This is a genomic window from Pseudomonas sp. SC3(2021) (assembly GCF_019856535.1).
Classification (GTDB): domain Bacteria; phylum Pseudomonadota; class Gammaproteobacteria; order Pseudomonadales; family Pseudomonadaceae; genus Aquipseudomonas; species Aquipseudomonas monsensis.
The window spans coordinates 3,589,289-3,605,663 of record NZ_CP082236.1 but is presented as its reverse complement, the minus strand read 5'-3'; the positions used below and the strand labels follow the sequence as shown (position 1 = coordinate 3,605,663).

The window sequence follows — 16,375 nt, the reverse complement described above, 5'->3', positions numbered from 1 at the left end:
GACAAATCTGTTACCGGGTTGTTGTTCAGCTCTTTTCGAGCTCACCTGCGCGATACCTGATTGCAAGGCCCAGCAATGGAGCATAGGCGACAATGACGCCCAGGCTGCCGTCCAGCCCGAAACGGGTGACCGCGACAGCAATAGGCAGCAGCCAGAACATATTGATCACGCCAACGGCCATAGTGACGGGCAGATGACTGCCAAACCGACGAGAGGCATATTGATAGGCATGGCTGCGGTGCGCTTCATACACCTTGTCGCCCCGCAACAGACGCCGAAACAGGGTAAATGTTGCATCGACAATGAAGACGCCCAGCAGAATCAGCCAGCCCCACAGCAACTCGGCACTCTGGGTGGCTGCCTGTAACGACAGACCTCCCAGCACGATGCCAAGGAAGCCGCTGCCGGCGTCGCCCATGAAAATCCTCGCGGGCGGGAAGTTCCAGAACAGGAAGCCACCGACGCAAACCGCCAGCAACAGCGGTGCCCAGACCAGTTGCGGCCAGCCGCCGAGCCAGCCAAGCAGGCAGGCACCGAGACACACGCAAATGGCTTCGACACTGGCGATGCCGTCGATGCCATCCATGAAGTTATAAAGGTTGAGCAGCCAGACCAGGTAAAACGCCGCCAGCACATGGCCGACCACGCCCAGATCAACCACCACGCCTGCGAACTGCAGGGCAGGCAAGCCTCCCAGCCATACGAGCAACCAGCCAGCCGCAACAAAATGACCCAACAGCCGCCAGCGCGCGGCGATGTGGCCGTGGTCATCCATGAAACCGATCACGGCGACCAGCGCCCCGGCCCCGGCAATCGCGCAGAATTGCGAGACCGCGATCAGATCCCGCCACCACAGGAACACCAGCGCCAGAGTGAACGTCAGGACGATTGCCACCCCACCGCCACGCGGGGTTGGCACTGAGTGCGAACTGCGAGCGTTGGGAATATCCATCAGGCTGCGCGACAGTGCGTAATGACGCAGAGCCCAGGTCAGCGCCAGGGAGAGAAGCGCGATGAACGCGATGAACCATCCGTACTTCATGTTTGGCGAGTATCCAGAAAATGCTGCGCCGTCAGACTCAAGGCGCGATCGAAGGTGACCGGAGGCACCCAGTTCAATAGTTGGCGGTTTTTGCTGATATCGACCTGCAGCGAACCGAAGAGCCGTTGCGACAGCGCCTCACGCCCCAGCCAACGGGCAACGCCACGCATCAGCCCGACCGGCACCGGCAGCAGGCGGGCGGGCCGGCCCAGCGCCACACCCAGCGAGCGCAACAAGCGCGTGGTCGACACGTCTTCGCCGTCACTGGCGAGGAAAACCTGATTTGCCGCAGCCGGATGCTCAGTGCAAGTCAACACCAGGTCGACCAGGTTATCGAGGGCCACCAGGCTGCGCCGGTTGTCGACAGCGCCGAATGGCAGCGGCACCCCGCGTTCCAGCCAGCGCATCATGCTGAGAAAGTTGGCCTTGACGCCGGGTCCGTAGACCAGCACCGGACGGATGATGACGACCTCCATCCCGGTCGCCCCGGCCAGCGCCAGCAAAGCCTGCTCAGCCTCGTATTTGGAAATCCCGTAAGGATCGACTGGCGCCGGCACGTCGTCGGCCGTATACGCACGGCCGGGTGGCGTGCCTTCACCGTTGACCTTGATCGAACTGATGAAAATGAAACGCCTGACCTGCGCTGCTGCGGCCTGACGCGCCAGTTCCAGAGTGCCTTCGACATTGACCTGACGAAACGCTGCCAGCGGATCGGCGACCGCCTCGTTCATGACGTGGACCCGTGCCGCGGCATGAATGACGCAATCGACGCCCTGCAAGGCTTCAGTCAGGTCCTCCCCGCTCCCCAGACCGGCCCACGGAACCTGACGCACGCCCGGCGCAAGGGATGCCTCCCTATGTCGCACCGGAGCAACCACGCATCGCTGCGCTGACGCCGCCAGTTGCTTGATCAGTGCCCGCCCCACAAAACCACTGCCACCAGTTACCAGAAATGTCTTGGTGCTCACGGGCGTCCCTTGGGAAAAATGAATGCTGCAAAGAGACTGCAGCCAGTCCTTTCGTAAAGCGGCGATCACCCGTTTCTGGCGCGCAGGTCAGAAGGTTGAAAGGGAGAACGGCTTGAGGGGGGCAGTTTATTGAATCGAGGCCGGGTTAGCCACTTCTCGCACACCGCCTGCAAATGCGCGGCAACATCATCGCTAAAACACCCAACTTCCTCTAAATGCACTTTGCTGGTTGGAGCGGGCTCAGGGTACAGATAGAATCCGTGCGGAAAAGGGATCAGAGCGCTTTCCTGATTTAGGATTTCAGTTTCCCTTCATGCAGAATTTCGGCTAACACCGCCAAAAAATCAGATATCAGACGCTTTTTGCTTCGAAATGGAGAGCACCCATGCAGCAAATCAACAACCTTGCAGCGAAGATAGACAAGTTTCAGTCGCAAATTAACTCTTCGGTGCAACGGGTGGTCGCCAGCGGCTGGGTGATTTTGGGGCCGGAAGTCAAACGCTTTGAAGCAGCCTTTGCGCAATACCTGAACGCCGGTCATTGCGTCAGCGTCGCCAACGGCACCGACGCCATCGAACTGGCGCTCAAGGCGCTCGGCATCGAGAAAGGCGACTCCGTGGCCACTGTTGCCAACGCCGGCATGTACACCACCACCTCGGTGCTGGCCATCGGCGCCACGCCTGTGTTCATGGATGTCGACCTGCACACCCACGTCGTCACCCTGGACGGCGTCAAACAGGCTATCGAGGCCGGCGCCAAAGCCGTGGTCGTGACCCACCTGTATGGCCTGGCAGTACCGGAAATCAAAGCGATCGCCGACTACTGCGCCACGCACAACATTCCGCTGCTGGAAGACTGCGCCCAGGCGCATGGCGCCGAACGCGATGGTCAGCGCGTCGGCACGTTCGGCGATGCGTCCAGCTTCAGCTTCTACCCGACCAAAAACCTTGGTGCACTCGGCGATGGCGGTGCCGTTGTGACCAACTCTGCGGCCATCGCTCAGCGCGTGGCCCAATTGCGCCAGTACGGCTGGTCTTCCAAGTATTGCGTTGAACTGGACGGCGCCCGTAACAGCCGCCTCGATGAAATGCAGGCAGCAATTTTGTCCGAATTCCTGCCGCACCTTGATGCAGGCAATGCCCGCCGTCGCGAGATTGCAGCGCGCTATCGCAACGAAATCCGCCACAGCGACATCAGTCATGCGCAGGACGCAGGCCTGGCGTCGGTTGCCCACCTGTATGTGATCAAGTCGCCGAAGCGCGACGCTCTGCAATTGCACCTGCGCGAGGCGCAGATCGCCTCCGACGTCCACTACCCGATCCCGGACTACAAGCAACCGGTATTCGGCCAGCAGTTCGCCGGGCTCAGCCTGGCCAATACCGAACAACTGGCTTCGCTGATCCTGACCCTGCCTTGCTACCCGGAAATGACCGACGAGGAAGTCAGCAACGTGATCACCGCAGTCAACGGATGGACTGCATGAGATATTCCGTCATCGTTCCCGTCTATAAAAACGCTGATTCGATTCCCCGATTGATCCAGGCCCTGACGGACATGAATACCGCGCTCGAGAACCAACTCGAGGTGGTGTTTGTGGTGGATGGCAGCCCTGACGACTCGTTCCTGCTGCTCAAACAGGCATTGGGCAGCATGCGTTTCTCGGCCCAACTGCTGGCCCATTCGCGAAACTTCGGTTCGTTCCCCGCTATTCGTACCGGTCTGATGGCCGCAAAAGGCGATTATTTCGGAGTGATGGCGGCCGACCTGCAAGAGCCGCCCGAGCTGTTGATCAGCTTTTTCAGATCGCTGTCCAACGATGAGTGCGACGTCGCCATCGGCACCCGCAATGCCCGCCAGGATCCGCTCTCGAGCCGCATGGCCTCGTCGATTTTCTGGGGCCTGTACCGCCGCCTGGTGGTCCATGACATGCCCAAGGGCGGCGTCGACATCTTCGGCTGCAACAAAGCCTTCCGCGAACAACTGCTGCAACTGAACGAATCGCGCTCGTCGCTGATCGCCCTGATTTTCTGGCTGGGCTTTCGCCGCAAGTTTATCGAGTACGAGCGCCAGACCCGACTCGAAGGCAAGTCGGCCTGGACCTTCAAGAAAAAACTCGAATACATGATGGACAGCGTGTTCGCGTTCACCGACTACCCGATCCGGCTGCTGACGCGCATGGGCGCGATGGGCTCGCTGATTTCGCTGTTTATCGGCTTGATGGTGATCGTTGCAAAACTGTCAGGTGCCATTGAAGTGCCGGGTTATGCCGCGACCATGTCGGTGGTGCTGCTGCTCGGCACGCTGAATCTGCTCGGGATAGGCCTGGTGGGCACATATGCCTGGCGCGCCTACGAAAACAGCAAACAACGGCCTCTGGCGATCGTTTGCATGAAACTCGATAACAAGGAGAACCCAAGTGTCTGAGCCTTTCATCCATGCCAGCGCTGACGTAAAAAGCAAGAACATCGGTAAAAACACGCGCATCTGGCAGTACGTGGTGGTGTTCCCGGACGCAGTGATCGGCGACGACGTGAACGTTTGTTCGCACTCCTTGATCGAAAACGATGTGGTCATCGGCGATCGTACTACCATCAAATCCGGTGTGTACGTGTGGGACGGCCTGCGCATCGGCTCCGACGTGTTCATCGGTCCGAACGCCACGTTCACCAACGACAAGTTTCCGCGCTCCAAGGTCTACCCCGAGTCGTTCTCGCAGACAGTCATCCAGGACGGCGCCTCGATTGGCGGCGGCGCAGTGATTCTGCCTGGCATCACCATCGGTACCGGCGCCATGGTTGGCGCAGGTGCGGTCGTGACCAAATCCGTGCCACCGTACGCCATCGTTACCGGCTCTCCGGCGCGCATCACCGGCTACGTGGAAAATTCCGCCTCCAGCGATGCCAGCAAAACCCCGACACAAAAGCCGCAAGAGCAGGAAGACGCAGTTGTCCGCCTCGGCGTAGGCGATGTCACCACTCACCGCTTCAAATACATTGCGGACATGCGTGGCGATCTCTCCGTCGGTGAATTCCACAAGGAAATCCCCTTCACGCCCAAGCGCTACTTCCTGGTCTTCAACGTACCAAGCCAGAAAACCCGTGGCGAGCACGCTCACCACAAATGCCACCAGTTTCTGATTTGCGTGAAAGGCAGTTGCGCCGTGGTCGTGGATGACGGCACCAACCGTGCAGAAGTCATGCTGGACGCCCCGAACAAAGGCATCTACCTGCCACCACTGATCTGGGGCATTCAGTACAAATATTCTGAAGACGCGGTCTTGCTGGTGTTCACCTCCGACTACTACGAAGCGGACGACTACATCCGTGACTATTCAGAGTTCACCAAGCTGACCGCAAAAAAATCCGCACTGTGAATACACTGAAAAACAATCCGCAAGTTCGCCGCTGGATCAGCTTTCTGATCGGCGGCGGACTTAATACCGGACTGACTTACTGCCTTTATTTATTGCTCAGCTATCTGATCGACTATCAGATAGCTTATGCAATTGCTTACGTGGCCGGGATCGTCTTCGCCTACTTTTTCAACTCGAAAGTGGTATTCAAGGTCGAACATTCGCTGCTTGGCATGCTCATTTATCCGACCATTTATCTTGTGCAATACATTTTTGGCGCCCTGCTCCTTAACCTTTTGGTCGAGCACTTGCACCTGCACAAGGCGATTGCCCCGATTCTCGTCATCTTGCTGCTCCTACCCTCAAGTTACCTTTTAAACAAAATCGTTCTTAAGGCAACTCACAAAACAAAGCCCGCGAAGGATTAACAGGCGCCCCATGACATCTTCTAAACTGGCGTTCACGCCGACGTCGTCGTTACGGCATAGAAAAACGCTGACCTGGCTGGCCCATCTGGGGCCGGCGATACTGACAGTATTCTTCATGTGGCTGCCTTTTGGTTTCGCACTGACCGGTCTCCTCGAAGAATGGGGCGTCATTGGACTGTTCAGCCGAATCGGCGTGTTTTTCCTGACCGATGTATCCAGCGCAATGCCAGCGCATGCGCTGCGCCCGCTGACCATCTTCCCACACGCCGTGGGCTATTTTCTTGATCCCGACACGTTCAACTATTGGCACGTATTGCTGATCATCGCTCTGGTGATCAAAGGCTGGTCGCTCAGCGTCATCACCACGCGAGTCACTGGCGCACTCAAGTGGGGCATGCTGGCCAGTATTCTGGTCATCGTTTTCCCGGCCGACACCATGCAGTTGTCGTTCAGATCGATTCACATCAACTGGGCCTTGAGCCTGGTCTTGCTGGCGAGCGTCACTTTTCTGCATGCTCTTGATCAGATCAGCCGGGCGCGTTCCTATGCGCTCAGTGTCCTGGCCAGCCTGTTGCTCGCGGCCAGTTGTGCAATGTACGAAGTCGCACTGCTTTTGGCAGCCATACCGGCCCTGGTGATCTTTATCCAGCTCGGCTTCAGGAACCTGATTCCACACATCAAGCAGTATTTCGGGCAATACCTGATTTGGGCCGCCGGCGCGCTCACCTACATCGTCTACGTGATCCATACCGCGCCATTGGTACAAACCTATCAAGGTGCTGTGGTCGGCGACAGCGCACTGACCTCCCTGAAAAATCATTACTCGAAGATTTTCACCCTCGGTCTGGGACACAGCATTGTCGGCGGCTGGATTGACGCCATCCGGATCACGCTCACCGAAATCAGCAGCTACTGGTATCTCGCCGTCGCCACACTGGCCTTATTGGGACTGATTCAGGTCGTCGCCCGCAAATACACTCCCCTGCCCCCGACAAGTGAACGCGGCCAGAGTTGGTCCGTGCTGACGCGCATGACCATCGTCGGCCTGCTTCTGATCTGCCTGGGCTACTTGCCGTTCATCTTCAACGTCGCCCATATGTCGGTCAGCCAGAGGACATTCCTGTACGCAGCCCCTGGTGCCACATTGTTTTTCCTGGCCCTGTTTGTCGCCGTTGAGCGCCTTTCAAAGATTGCGAGCGTTGCATTGGCAGCCGTGCTTGTTTGCACGGGCTTGGCTGCCCAGCTGTTTCAGTTCCAGTACTACATCGACATATCGCAAAGACAACAACGCGTATTGAAAGACATCGTTGAAAACTTCGACGGCAATGCGGTCAATAAAACCCTGGTGATCCTCGACTATTCCAATGAACTGAACCATGACTGGATGTTCCTCAATCCGAATCTGTCAGCGGTTCTTTTCCACATCTATGGCAAACCGGTCGACACATTAGAAGTTTGCTACATGCCAAGTCATGAATGGCAACAATCCGACTCACTGGCACGCAAGGGGACTTGCGAGGAAACCGCAGAGGGTTGGACATTCCACTATCCAACATCGGCCGGAGGCCCGGGAGTACCCAGCACTACGCAACTGCCTAGTAAAAAACTTGCGAAAGCCGATGTCGTGACCGTTGCCGTCGGCAAAGAAGGTCCGGCTCCGACAAGCCCGGAACTGGAGATATATCGCCGCAATCTTGCCTCGAACGCCCTTCCGATTACTGCACGCCTGCGGGGTATTACCGAGAGCACGCCATGGTTTGACTTCTTCAAGTTCCGCAACCAGGAACACAAAGACGAATATTTCTGGGGTTTCGGCAAATACTGGAGCATGGATGCGCCCATTGCAGGCTCGGGATGGCGTAATACGGAATGGGAAGCCCAGCGCTTTGCCCATATATCGTCAGCCTGGATGAATGCCCCTCACGCCACACTCAACTTTGACCTGGCGCCAACTCCCGGGCGTTACGCTATCAGCGGCCTGTTCAATGCCTTTGCCAACGAGAAAATTCGTGCCGATATGCAGGTATTGGTAAATGGCACTGTGATTCCGGTGCAATGGGCCGCAGACGGCAGCTTCGGCGGCGACTTGGATCCGGACTTGCTCAAGATCGGGCGTAATGTCATCGAGTTTGCATCGGCAGTGGATAACAACTACTACGGGCTTTCGGCCAGACTGGACTGGGTAAAAATAGCCAAGCAACGCTAATCGACTATCCGTTGGTCCACCGTCCCTGATTTCGGGTACTCCGCCGAAAGTATCCGAAACGCCGACAACTTTTGCATAAACTCAGCCGAGGATTCGTTTTCCATCGAATCCCGGCATTTCAAGCAAGGCGCTTGCAATGATTACAAAGCTTCCGATGGAGACAAATCAGACTCGTCCCATTCCCGCCTCTCAAACTGCTGTGGCCCGGCACTCTCTTGCCAGCGGCATGATTGCCCATGTTCTACCCGCCGCATTCGTCGTTTTGATTATTTGGCTACCGTTCGGTTTTGCCCTTACGGGGCTTCTTGAGGAATGGGGAGTTCTCGGACTTTTTGTCAAAAACGGTGTGTTCTTCCTGACTGACAGCTCCAGCCCTCTGGCCGCTCATGCCCTGCGCCCACTGACCATATTCCCTCATGCGATCGCTTATTCGCTAGACAGCAACTCATTCAACTACTGGCACATACTGTTGATGGTCGCACTGGTGATCAAAGGGTCTACAGTCAGTTACCTGATGAGAAAACTGACCGGTAGTTTTAAGATCGGCATGATCGCAAGCGTGCTGGTGATTATTTACCCGGCAGACACCATGCAACTGTCATTCCGCGGAATTCATATCAATTGGGCACTCAGTCTGGCATTGCTGGGCAGTACATTGTTTCTTCATGCACTGAGTCTCAAGCCCAAGGCCCGCGCCTATCTGACAGCCGCAGCCGGTGCCGCTCTCTTTTCATCAGCATGCTTCATGTATGAAGCTTCGCTGCTGCTCGCTTGCATCCCGGCACTCATTATCTATTCGCAAGCCGGCATCAAAGACGGATGGATGCAACTCAAGCAAAGAGTCGGCGAACATATCATCTGGATAATCGGCGCCCTCACCTATGTTGCCTATGTCGCACATACCGCACCGCTGATCAAAAGCTATCAAGGCAGTATCGCGGGCAACAACTTGTTGGCCACCTTAGAGGTCAACGGCCCCAAACTTTTCAGTGTCGGGTTCGTAAGAAGCGCTATCGGCGGATGGTTCGATGCCGCCAGAATGACTATGTCCGAGTTTCAGAACTATGGTTATCTGATCATTAGCAGTGCACTGCTGATGCTTGTGATTGTCGCAACCTTGAAACTCGTCTCACCCCAAAATAATGAAAGGCCCAGGTTCAGTGACCTGCCACTGAATGCCCGACTCGGATTGTCCGGGATTATCCTGATACTCGTCGGTTATGCGCCGTTTCTTCTATCTGGGGCCCATCTTGCCATTAGCCAGAGAACCTTTCTGTTCGCTACCCCAGGGGCTGTAATGCTTTGGGTCGCATTGTTGAATACTGGTTTTTCGATATCAAGAACACTGACCAACATCTGCGTCAGCATCCTGCTCGTCAGTGGCCTGGGCTTCCAGCTGTACCAGTTTCATCACTACGTAGAAATCTCGAAAAAGCAAATGGCGATACTGAAAGACTTTGCCACTCACTTTGACGGCAAGCTGGATGGCAAGCTGGATGGCAAGCCAATAATCATTTTAGACTACGGCAATCAGCTCAATCATTCCTGGATGTTCATCGCCGACGGCCTAAACGGATCGCTGTCATACCTTTATGGGAAACCCGTCTCAAATATCCAGGTTTGTCACATGCCTGGTGGAGAGTGGCAACAATCAGACTCAGTACAGCGAAAGGGACGGTGTATCGAGAGCCCAGACAACTGGACACTCCAGTATCCAAGCCCGGTAAGTGGCCCAGATATGCCCGAAACATCCCAGCCTGAAAGCCTGGTATTCGCAAAATCGGATATCGTTACAGTAACTATCGGTAAAGAAAAGACTGCAGCTACAGATCAAATGCCCTATGCATCAACCCCACCCCCGGGTGTGATAACTGAGCGCTACAGTGCCATTGCCGACGTGTTGCAGCACAAGACTCGATTCATTAAATTCAAAGACACCAAGGTGACAGACGACTATAAATGGACCTTCGGAAGGTGGTGGAGCATGGAGCTTCCGACCCAAGGCTCCGGCTGGAGGGAAGCCAGTTGGGATGTAGGTTATTTCCACCATCAATCGTCCGCATGGAAGAGCGAGAAGCAATCCAGCCTGTTATTTAACTTCCGGCCCAGAGACGATCGTACCTACATTCTCGAGGGCAGGTTCAGCCTGGTTATCAATAATGCGATCATGAACAGCATGGCCATATCGATCAATGGCTCGCCTGTTGTGCTCCAATGGGGCGAACAGGGCAATTTTAAAGCCACGATCAATAAAGGCGTGCTGAAAGACGGCTCCAACACTATCGAGTTCAATTCCCAGACCGATGATAATTACTTTGGACTAGCCGCTATTCTGGAAGGCATTCATATCTCCAGGCAACCATAGGGAAAAAGAACCGCCGCTCAAAGGTATAAACCCTTGAGCGGCAGCTTCCTATAAATAATCATCCGACCCGTACAGGGTCTCGCTCATAGCGCTCGACAATACCCAGCTAGTCTGCAATAGCTTTTATCACGAACACCGAACCACTTAGTGTCAAGTGGACAATATCCAGATAAAACACATCTCCACTAGATGTGGACTCACGCATCAGACACCCCTCGGCATTGCACATTTTTCGACAATAGAAATTAGATAGCGTCCGACTCCTCTGCGAGATTGCGCAGATTCTGCTCGGCAATCTCGGTCGTGGTGTCCACACCGCCCCCCCCCTTCATGCCCCTTGCCACACTTTGCGTAATCCAACCGATCCGATGGAACCCGGTGGAGTGGATCACGCTCCACAAATCAAATACGAAGTCGGGTGTCTTTCCAGGCAGGAGCGGGGTATATGCTTACCCGAAATTGGAGGGGATAAAAGTGCAGCGTGGGTCTCGCTCGCAGTCAGTGCTCTTTACCAGACACCACATTGAGATTTATTGGCAGGCTTGGAGTAAGTCCGAAGCCTTAAATGAAAAAATGTGGACGGCACGATACGGAAAAAACCGGAAGGAGCGGTAACTAAAGATTATTGATGTACGCCCTCAAGCACTAGCTCTTGTTACACAACCCCAAATAAAGGGCTGCATAGGCCTTCACCATGGTTTCAGCGGAAAACACTTCTTCATACCGCTGAAAGGCCCGCCTTCCCATCTCAACGGCCATGGTGGCGTCATGCCAAAGCGTGTTCATAGCGTCAGCCAGGGCGGCACAATCACGCGGGGGAACCACCAGACCGGTTTCTCCGCCAATGTTGATGTAAGTCGTGCCCGAACCGATTTCACAGGAAATGAGCGGTTTGCCATACATCGCCGCCTCAAGCAGCGAAATGCCAAACGATTCCGACCGCAGGTGCGATGGAAAAACAAACGCATGGCACAGGGTCAGCAACGCAGCCTTGTCGTCATCGGCCAAACCACCCAGAAAATGCACGTTGGAAAGTCCGAGCCGCGCAGCTTGCGCCTTAAGCTCGGACTCCTGATGCCCTCCCCCGAGAATGACCACAGGCAACCCGGTGATCTTCGCCGCGTCGAGCAGGTAGTCGAGCCCTTTGTAATAACGCAGCGCACCGACAAACAGGAAAAACTTTGAACCGACCTTGCCGCGCCAAAAATCAAGCTTCGCCTCGGAGACCGACGGATAGGTCGCCCTGTCCAGACCATAGGGAATGATCTCGACCTTGTCGCGAAACCGAGACAGCACGGGACTGCTTTGCACGTAGTTCGGCGACGAGGCGACGATGCAATCAACGCTGCCCAGAAAGCGGTTCATCAACGGCTGATACAGCTTGAGCAGGGTCTTTTGCTTGACGATATCGGAGTGGTAGCTGACCACTGAGGGCTTGCCATGGCGGGTCGCAAAATGCACCAGATCCATGTACGGCCAGGGAAAGTGGAAATGCACCACGTCCGCCTCTTTCGCCAACTCGGCAAAGTCCTTGAAAGCAGACAGGGAGAAACCGGTCGAAGCGACATGCAAATCAAGCTTTGAACGATGGGTAATGTGATTACCAACCGTTTCGTTGCGCGCCGCGCCCCGCTCACTGAGATACAGCACTTCGGACGAAAATCCATGCTCGGCACCGCCCTGGGCTATCTGGAAGATGACTTGCTCGATACCCCCCATCGTTTCCGGATAGTAGGTTTTGAAAAAGTGCAGAACCTTGATCATTTTCCGTCGATTACCTTTCGATAGACCTGCAAGGTTTCCCTGGCACAACGCTCCCAGGAAAAGCCTTGGGCATGTTTCATTCCATTGACGACGGCGATTTCACGCCAGGCCTGATCAGTCAGCCCTCGCTCGATCAAGCGCGTCAGCTCATCGACATCCATTGCGGCGCACATCAGAGCGGCGTTGCCCGCCACCTCAGGCAACGAGGAACTATTGGAGCAGACCACCGGCACACCGGAGCTCATGGCCTCCAGAACGGGCAGACCAAAACCTTCATAGAGCGATGGAAAGGCGAACAGGCGTGCGCCCGCAAACAGTACAGGCAAGTCTTCACTGGGAACGAACCCGAGGTAATGCGCCCAGCCTTCGCGCCTGGCGCTTTCGAGTTTTTCGTGAATCGCGTCATTGCGCCAACCGTGGTAGCCGGTAAGGATCAACGGCCAACGGGTTCGTACCGCCAGCGGCAAGCGGCTATAGGCCACGAGCAATGTCTCGATGTTCTTGCGCGGCTCGATGGTGCCGACAAAAAGTGTATAGCCACCCGGTTCCAGACCGTGCCGAGCCAGAACACTGCGCAACGCTTCGAGCGGCCGCGGGTAGAACTCTGGAGAACTCGCCAGGGGCACGGTATGAATACGTTCGACCGGCCAAGAGAAATAACTCGCCAGTTCCTGGCGAGTGAACTCCGAATCGGTGATCAGCGCGTCAGCCCTCACCAACGTGGTTTTCAGTTCTTTCTGCAGATAACGCACCAGTTGCGGCGCGTGGCAATGGGCCCAGGTGAAGGGCGAAAGATCGTGAAAGGTCGCCACACTTCGGCCAGCAAAGGGCGGCAAATAATAGTTGGGGCTGTGATACAGAAAATCGCCATGTCCCTTGAGGGCTGCCTTGCGCAGCATCGGCATCAGTAACCGATAAGCCTCTACGGCGAGAAAGTTCTTTTGTACCGCACGCTTCAAGCCATAACCACTGCCGGATTCATTGGCAGCGGTCGGCAGTTCAGGCAAAAAACGTCGACCGGCAAAAAATTGCAGATCAGTGATTTCAGGACTTTGCTGAAGTCTCAGCGCAAGTTCATAGGTATAGCGGCCGATGCCGGTCAGCGGAAAGCGGATCGGCTCGACAGACAGGACTAGCTTCATTTTATTCCGCCGAAAGCATCCAGCTCAACGTCTGGTCCAGACCGGGTGTATCCCACCCTTTGACCAGTTCGCAAAGACGGGAATTGTCACCGCACAGGATTTTTACTTCATTGGCGCGGACAAATGCCGGATTAACTTCCACTTCGATCTGGTGACCGGTGATCGCCGAACACATGTCGATGACTTCACGAAGCGAGTGGCTTTTGCCAGAACTCACGTTGACCGTTTGCCCCAAAGGCCGGGCTTCGATCAGACCGCGATAAGCCTTGACCACTGCCCGGACATCACTGAAATCCCGCGAGACATCCAGATTGCCGAGCTCGATCTTGTCAGCACGCTGACGAAAATGGGCGACGATCTTCGGCAACAGGAAGCTTTCAGCCTGGCCGACGCCGGTGTAATTGAACGGCCGAGTGATCACCAGCGGCAGACGGTTATGCCAGAGACTGGCCATGTATTCCATGGCCAGCTTGCTGACGGCGTAATCGTTGGCCGGCGCAGGCGCCGTGGTTTCGCTCAACAGTCCGGCGGAGGCATTGCCGTAGACATTGGCGCTACTGGCGAGCAGGACGCAGTCAGGCACTTTGCCGCACGCCGCAATGGCTTCGAGCAAGTGCCGCGTGCCTATCAGATTGACCCGATAAAAAGTATCGGCAGCACCATGCCCGACGAACGCCAACGCCGCCAAATGGATGACGACATCCGGTTGAATAGTTGCCAGCACGTCACGCAGAGCAGTACCGTCGGCCAGATCAACCTGAAAGTATCCAGGCTCATCCGAAGGCTGGGATCCCAGCCCTATCACCTCATACCCGCTGGCTTGAAGCTCAGCAGCCATGTACCGCCCAGTGAAACCTTGAATACCTGTAATCAGCGCGCGTTTACCGGCAATACTCATCAGAACGAAAATCCTTTTTCATTTCGACGCAGGTCAGCTTCCACCATCATGCGGCACAGCTCTTCCAGCGTGGTTTTCGGCTCCCAGCCCAGGGCAGCCTTGGCCTTGGCCGGATTGCCGATCAGCAGTTCCACTTCAGTCGGGCGATAGAACTTCGGATTGATCGTGACCAGCACTTTACCGGTGGCCGCATCAGTGCCCTGCTCGTCTTCTGCAGCGCCGCTCCAGGACAGATCAATGCCGACAGCCTTGAAGGCCATGGTGACAAAGTCACGCACGGTTTCGGTACGGTTGGTGGCCAATACGAAGGTGTCCGGCTCATCGGCCTGCAGCATGCGCCACATACCTTCGACGTACTCTTTGGCAAAGCCCCAGTCGCGCTTGGCGTCGAGGTTGCCCAGTTCCATCTTGTCGAGCAGGCCGAGCTTGATCTTGGCAACGGAGTCAGTGATTTTACGGGTCACGAACTCACGGCCGCGCAGTGGCGATTCGTGGTTGAACAGGATGCCACTGGTCGCGAAGATACCGTAGGACTCGCGGTAGTTGATGGTCATCCAGTGAGCGTACAGCTTGGCAACGCCGTAAGGGCTGCGCGGGTAGAAAGGCGTGCTTTCAACCTGAGGAATCGCCTGCACCTTGCCGAACATTTCGGACGTAGAAGCCTGATAGAAGCGCACCTTCGGATTAACGATACGGATAGCTTCCAGAAGATTCACACAGCCCATACCGGTGATGTCGCCGGTAGTCAGCGGCTGATCGAAAGACACGCCTACGAAACTCTGGGCCGCGAGGTTGTAGACCTCGGTCGCTTCGGTGGTCTGAAGCAGACGGATGCTGGCCGACAGGTCGGTCAGGTCGTACTCGACCAGATGCAGGTTGGGATTCTTTTCAATCCCAAGCTCCTCGATGCGCCAGAAATTGACAGAACTGGTCCGACGGTAGGTGCCGTACACCGTATAACCCTTTTCCAGCAGCAGTTCCGCCAGGTAGGCGCCGTCTTGCCCAGTAATGCCAGTAACGATAGCTTTCATGCGATTCCTCTAAACTCCATTAAAGAGCCTTTGCCAGGCCCTGCTGTGTCATGTGCGCCATTGAGCTCTATGCGACGAGCCGCAAGTTCTTGCAGATCATACAGAATGCGGTTCGTGACGACGATACCAAAGCTGCTGGCAACACGTAACAGAGTCATAATGCCAGCATTGCGTGACAGTCTTTCGACTGACCAAGGCTTGCATTCTGCACGACGCCACTCTCCGGCACCCACTATAAAAATCAGGAAGTTGCGGGCTTCATGCCGCTACCTGACACTGCGCACCGCACAGTACAAAGAAATAATGTAGAAAGGGTGACACTCCCCGCCCCCCAGCCTAAAATGGCGTGTTTTTTTGATCAACAATCTGGTGCTATTAATGCGCAATGGTTCAGTAAGTATCGCCGTGTCGGACATCATCGCCGCGACAAGGCGCTACTCATTAGTAGGGATGCTAGGCTGGCAAGACGTCCGGCAGCGCTATAGAAGGTCGGCACTGGGACCGTTCTGGCTGACCATCAGCATGGGTGTCATGATCGGTACCATCGGCGTGGTTTTCGGTCAGATCTTCAATTCGCCGATTCAGGAATTCCTTCCATTCCTCGCCATCGGCATGATCCTGTGGAGTTTCATGTCCACGGTCATTACTGAAGGATGCACCGGGTTCATTGCGGCCGAAGGCATCATCAAACAACTGCCGATCCCGCTATTCGCGCACATCATGCGCATGATCTGGCGCAACATATTGATTCTGGGTCACAACATCGTGATCTTTCCCCTGGTGCTGCTCGCGGTCAGCAAGCCACTGACCTGGCTGGCGCTGCTGAGCATCCCGGGCTTCGCCGTGGCACTGCTCAACCTGACGTGGATTGCCCTGCTGCTGGGGATTCTCTGCGCACGCTACCGCGACCTCCCGCAAATCGTCGGGAGTCTGTTGCAAGTCGTGTTCTACCTCACACCGATCATGTGGATGCCAAGCCTGCTGCCACAGCGTGCCGGGCTGTACCTGCTGGACCTGAACCCGGCCTATCACATCATGTCGGTGGTTCGTTCGCCGCTGATCGGTCAATTGCCAACTGCCACCAACTGGTGGGTTTCCCTGGGCATGGCCGTCGTCGGCTGGGCCATTGCGCTCGTGGTCTACGGTCGCTACAAGCGCCGTATCGCTTACTGGCTCTAA

At 55.8% G+C, this 16,375-nt stretch carries 13 protein-coding genes; 7 read left to right on the top strand and 6 right to left on the bottom strand.

The window, feature by feature from the left end; translation table 11 throughout:
- Positions 1–25: 25 nt before the first annotated feature.
- Positions 26–1,042 carry an MraY family glycosyltransferase gene (locus tag K5Y35_RS16120; protein ID WP_222832338.1) on the bottom strand — a complete coding sequence of 339 codons (1,017 nt, stop codon included), beginning with the start codon at positions 1,040–1,042 and terminating at the stop codon, positions 26–28.
- On the bottom strand, positions 1,039–2,010 hold the full coding sequence (locus K5Y35_RS16115; protein WP_222832337.1) for a UDP-glucose 4-epimerase family protein: 972 nt from the start codon (positions 2,008–2,010) through the stop codon (positions 1,039–1,041). The genes K5Y35_RS16120 and K5Y35_RS16115 overlap by 4 nt, the downstream gene beginning before the upstream one ends.
- A gap of 385 nt (positions 2,011–2,395) precedes the next feature.
- Between K5Y35_RS16115 and K5Y35_RS16110 the strand changes: the two genes are divergently transcribed.
- The 6 genes from K5Y35_RS16110 (at position 2,396) to K5Y35_RS16085 (ending at position 10,361) form a co-directional block, all read left to right on the top strand.
- Positions 2,396–3,493 carry a DegT/DnrJ/EryC1/StrS family aminotransferase gene (locus K5Y35_RS16110; RefSeq protein WP_222832336.1) on the top strand — a complete coding sequence of 366 codons (1,098 nt, stop codon included), beginning with the start codon at positions 2,396–2,398 and terminating at the stop codon, positions 3,491–3,493.
- Positions 3,490–4,434, top strand: coding sequence for a glycosyltransferase family 2 protein (locus tag K5Y35_RS16105; protein ID WP_123466607.1), 945 nt, complete (start codon positions 3,490–3,492; stop codon positions 4,432–4,434). Before K5Y35_RS16110 ends, K5Y35_RS16105 begins: the two co-directional genes overlap by 4 nt.
- Positions 4,427–5,383 (top strand): WxcM-like domain-containing protein, encoded by a 957-nt coding sequence (locus tag K5Y35_RS28035; protein ID WP_123466609.1) that lies wholly within the window; start codon positions 4,427–4,429, stop codon positions 5,381–5,383. The genes K5Y35_RS16105 and K5Y35_RS28035 overlap by 8 nt, the downstream gene beginning before the upstream one ends.
- Positions 5,380–5,790 carry a GtrA family protein gene (locus tag K5Y35_RS16095; RefSeq protein ID WP_225931032.1) on the top strand — a complete coding sequence of 137 codons (411 nt, stop codon included), beginning with the start codon at positions 5,380–5,382 and terminating at the stop codon, positions 5,788–5,790. Before K5Y35_RS28035 ends, K5Y35_RS16095 begins: the two co-directional genes overlap by 4 nt.
- Before the next feature lie 10 nt (positions 5,791–5,800).
- Entirely contained in the window at positions 5,801–7,996 is a 2,196-nt protein-coding gene (locus K5Y35_RS16090; RefSeq protein WP_148050915.1) for a hypothetical protein, read from the top strand.
- 136 nt (positions 7,997–8,132) lie between these two features.
- Entirely contained in the window at positions 8,133–10,361 is a 2,229-nt protein-coding gene (locus tag K5Y35_RS16085; RefSeq protein WP_222832335.1) for a hypothetical protein, read from the top strand.
- 645 nt (positions 10,362–11,006) lie between these two features.
- On the opposite strand, the gene K5Y35_RS16080 is transcribed toward K5Y35_RS16085, so the two are convergent.
- From K5Y35_RS16080 to gmd, 4 genes are read right to left on the bottom strand one after another with little or no spacing between them, the layout of a single operon-like run.
- The gene (locus K5Y35_RS16080; protein ID WP_123466615.1) at positions 11,007–12,125 is read right to left on the bottom strand and encodes a glycosyltransferase family 4 protein; all 1,119 of its coding nucleotides are present in this window, start codon (positions 12,123–12,125) and stop codon (positions 11,007–11,009) included.
- A complete protein-coding gene (locus tag K5Y35_RS16075) occupies positions 12,122–13,267 on the bottom strand; it encodes a glycosyltransferase family 4 protein (RefSeq protein WP_222832334.1) in 1,146 nt (381 codons plus the stop codon). The genes K5Y35_RS16080 and K5Y35_RS16075 overlap by 4 nt, the downstream gene beginning before the upstream one ends.
- 1 nt (position 13,268) lies before the next feature.
- A complete protein-coding gene (locus K5Y35_RS16070) occupies positions 13,269–14,165 on the bottom strand; it encodes a GDP-mannose 4,6-dehydratase (protein ID WP_222832333.1) in 897 nt (298 codons plus the stop codon).
- On the bottom strand, positions 14,165–15,196 hold the full coding sequence (gmd, locus tag K5Y35_RS16065; RefSeq protein WP_222832332.1) for a GDP-mannose 4,6-dehydratase: 1,032 nt from the start codon (positions 15,194–15,196) through the stop codon (positions 14,165–14,167). Before gmd ends, K5Y35_RS16070 begins: the two co-directional genes overlap by 1 nt.
- 378 nt (positions 15,197–15,574) lie before the next feature.
- On the opposite strand from gmd, the gene K5Y35_RS16060 reads away from it, so the two are divergent.
- A complete protein-coding gene (locus tag K5Y35_RS16060; protein WP_123466623.1) occupies positions 15,575–16,375 on the top strand; it encodes an ABC transporter permease in 801 nt (266 codons plus the stop codon).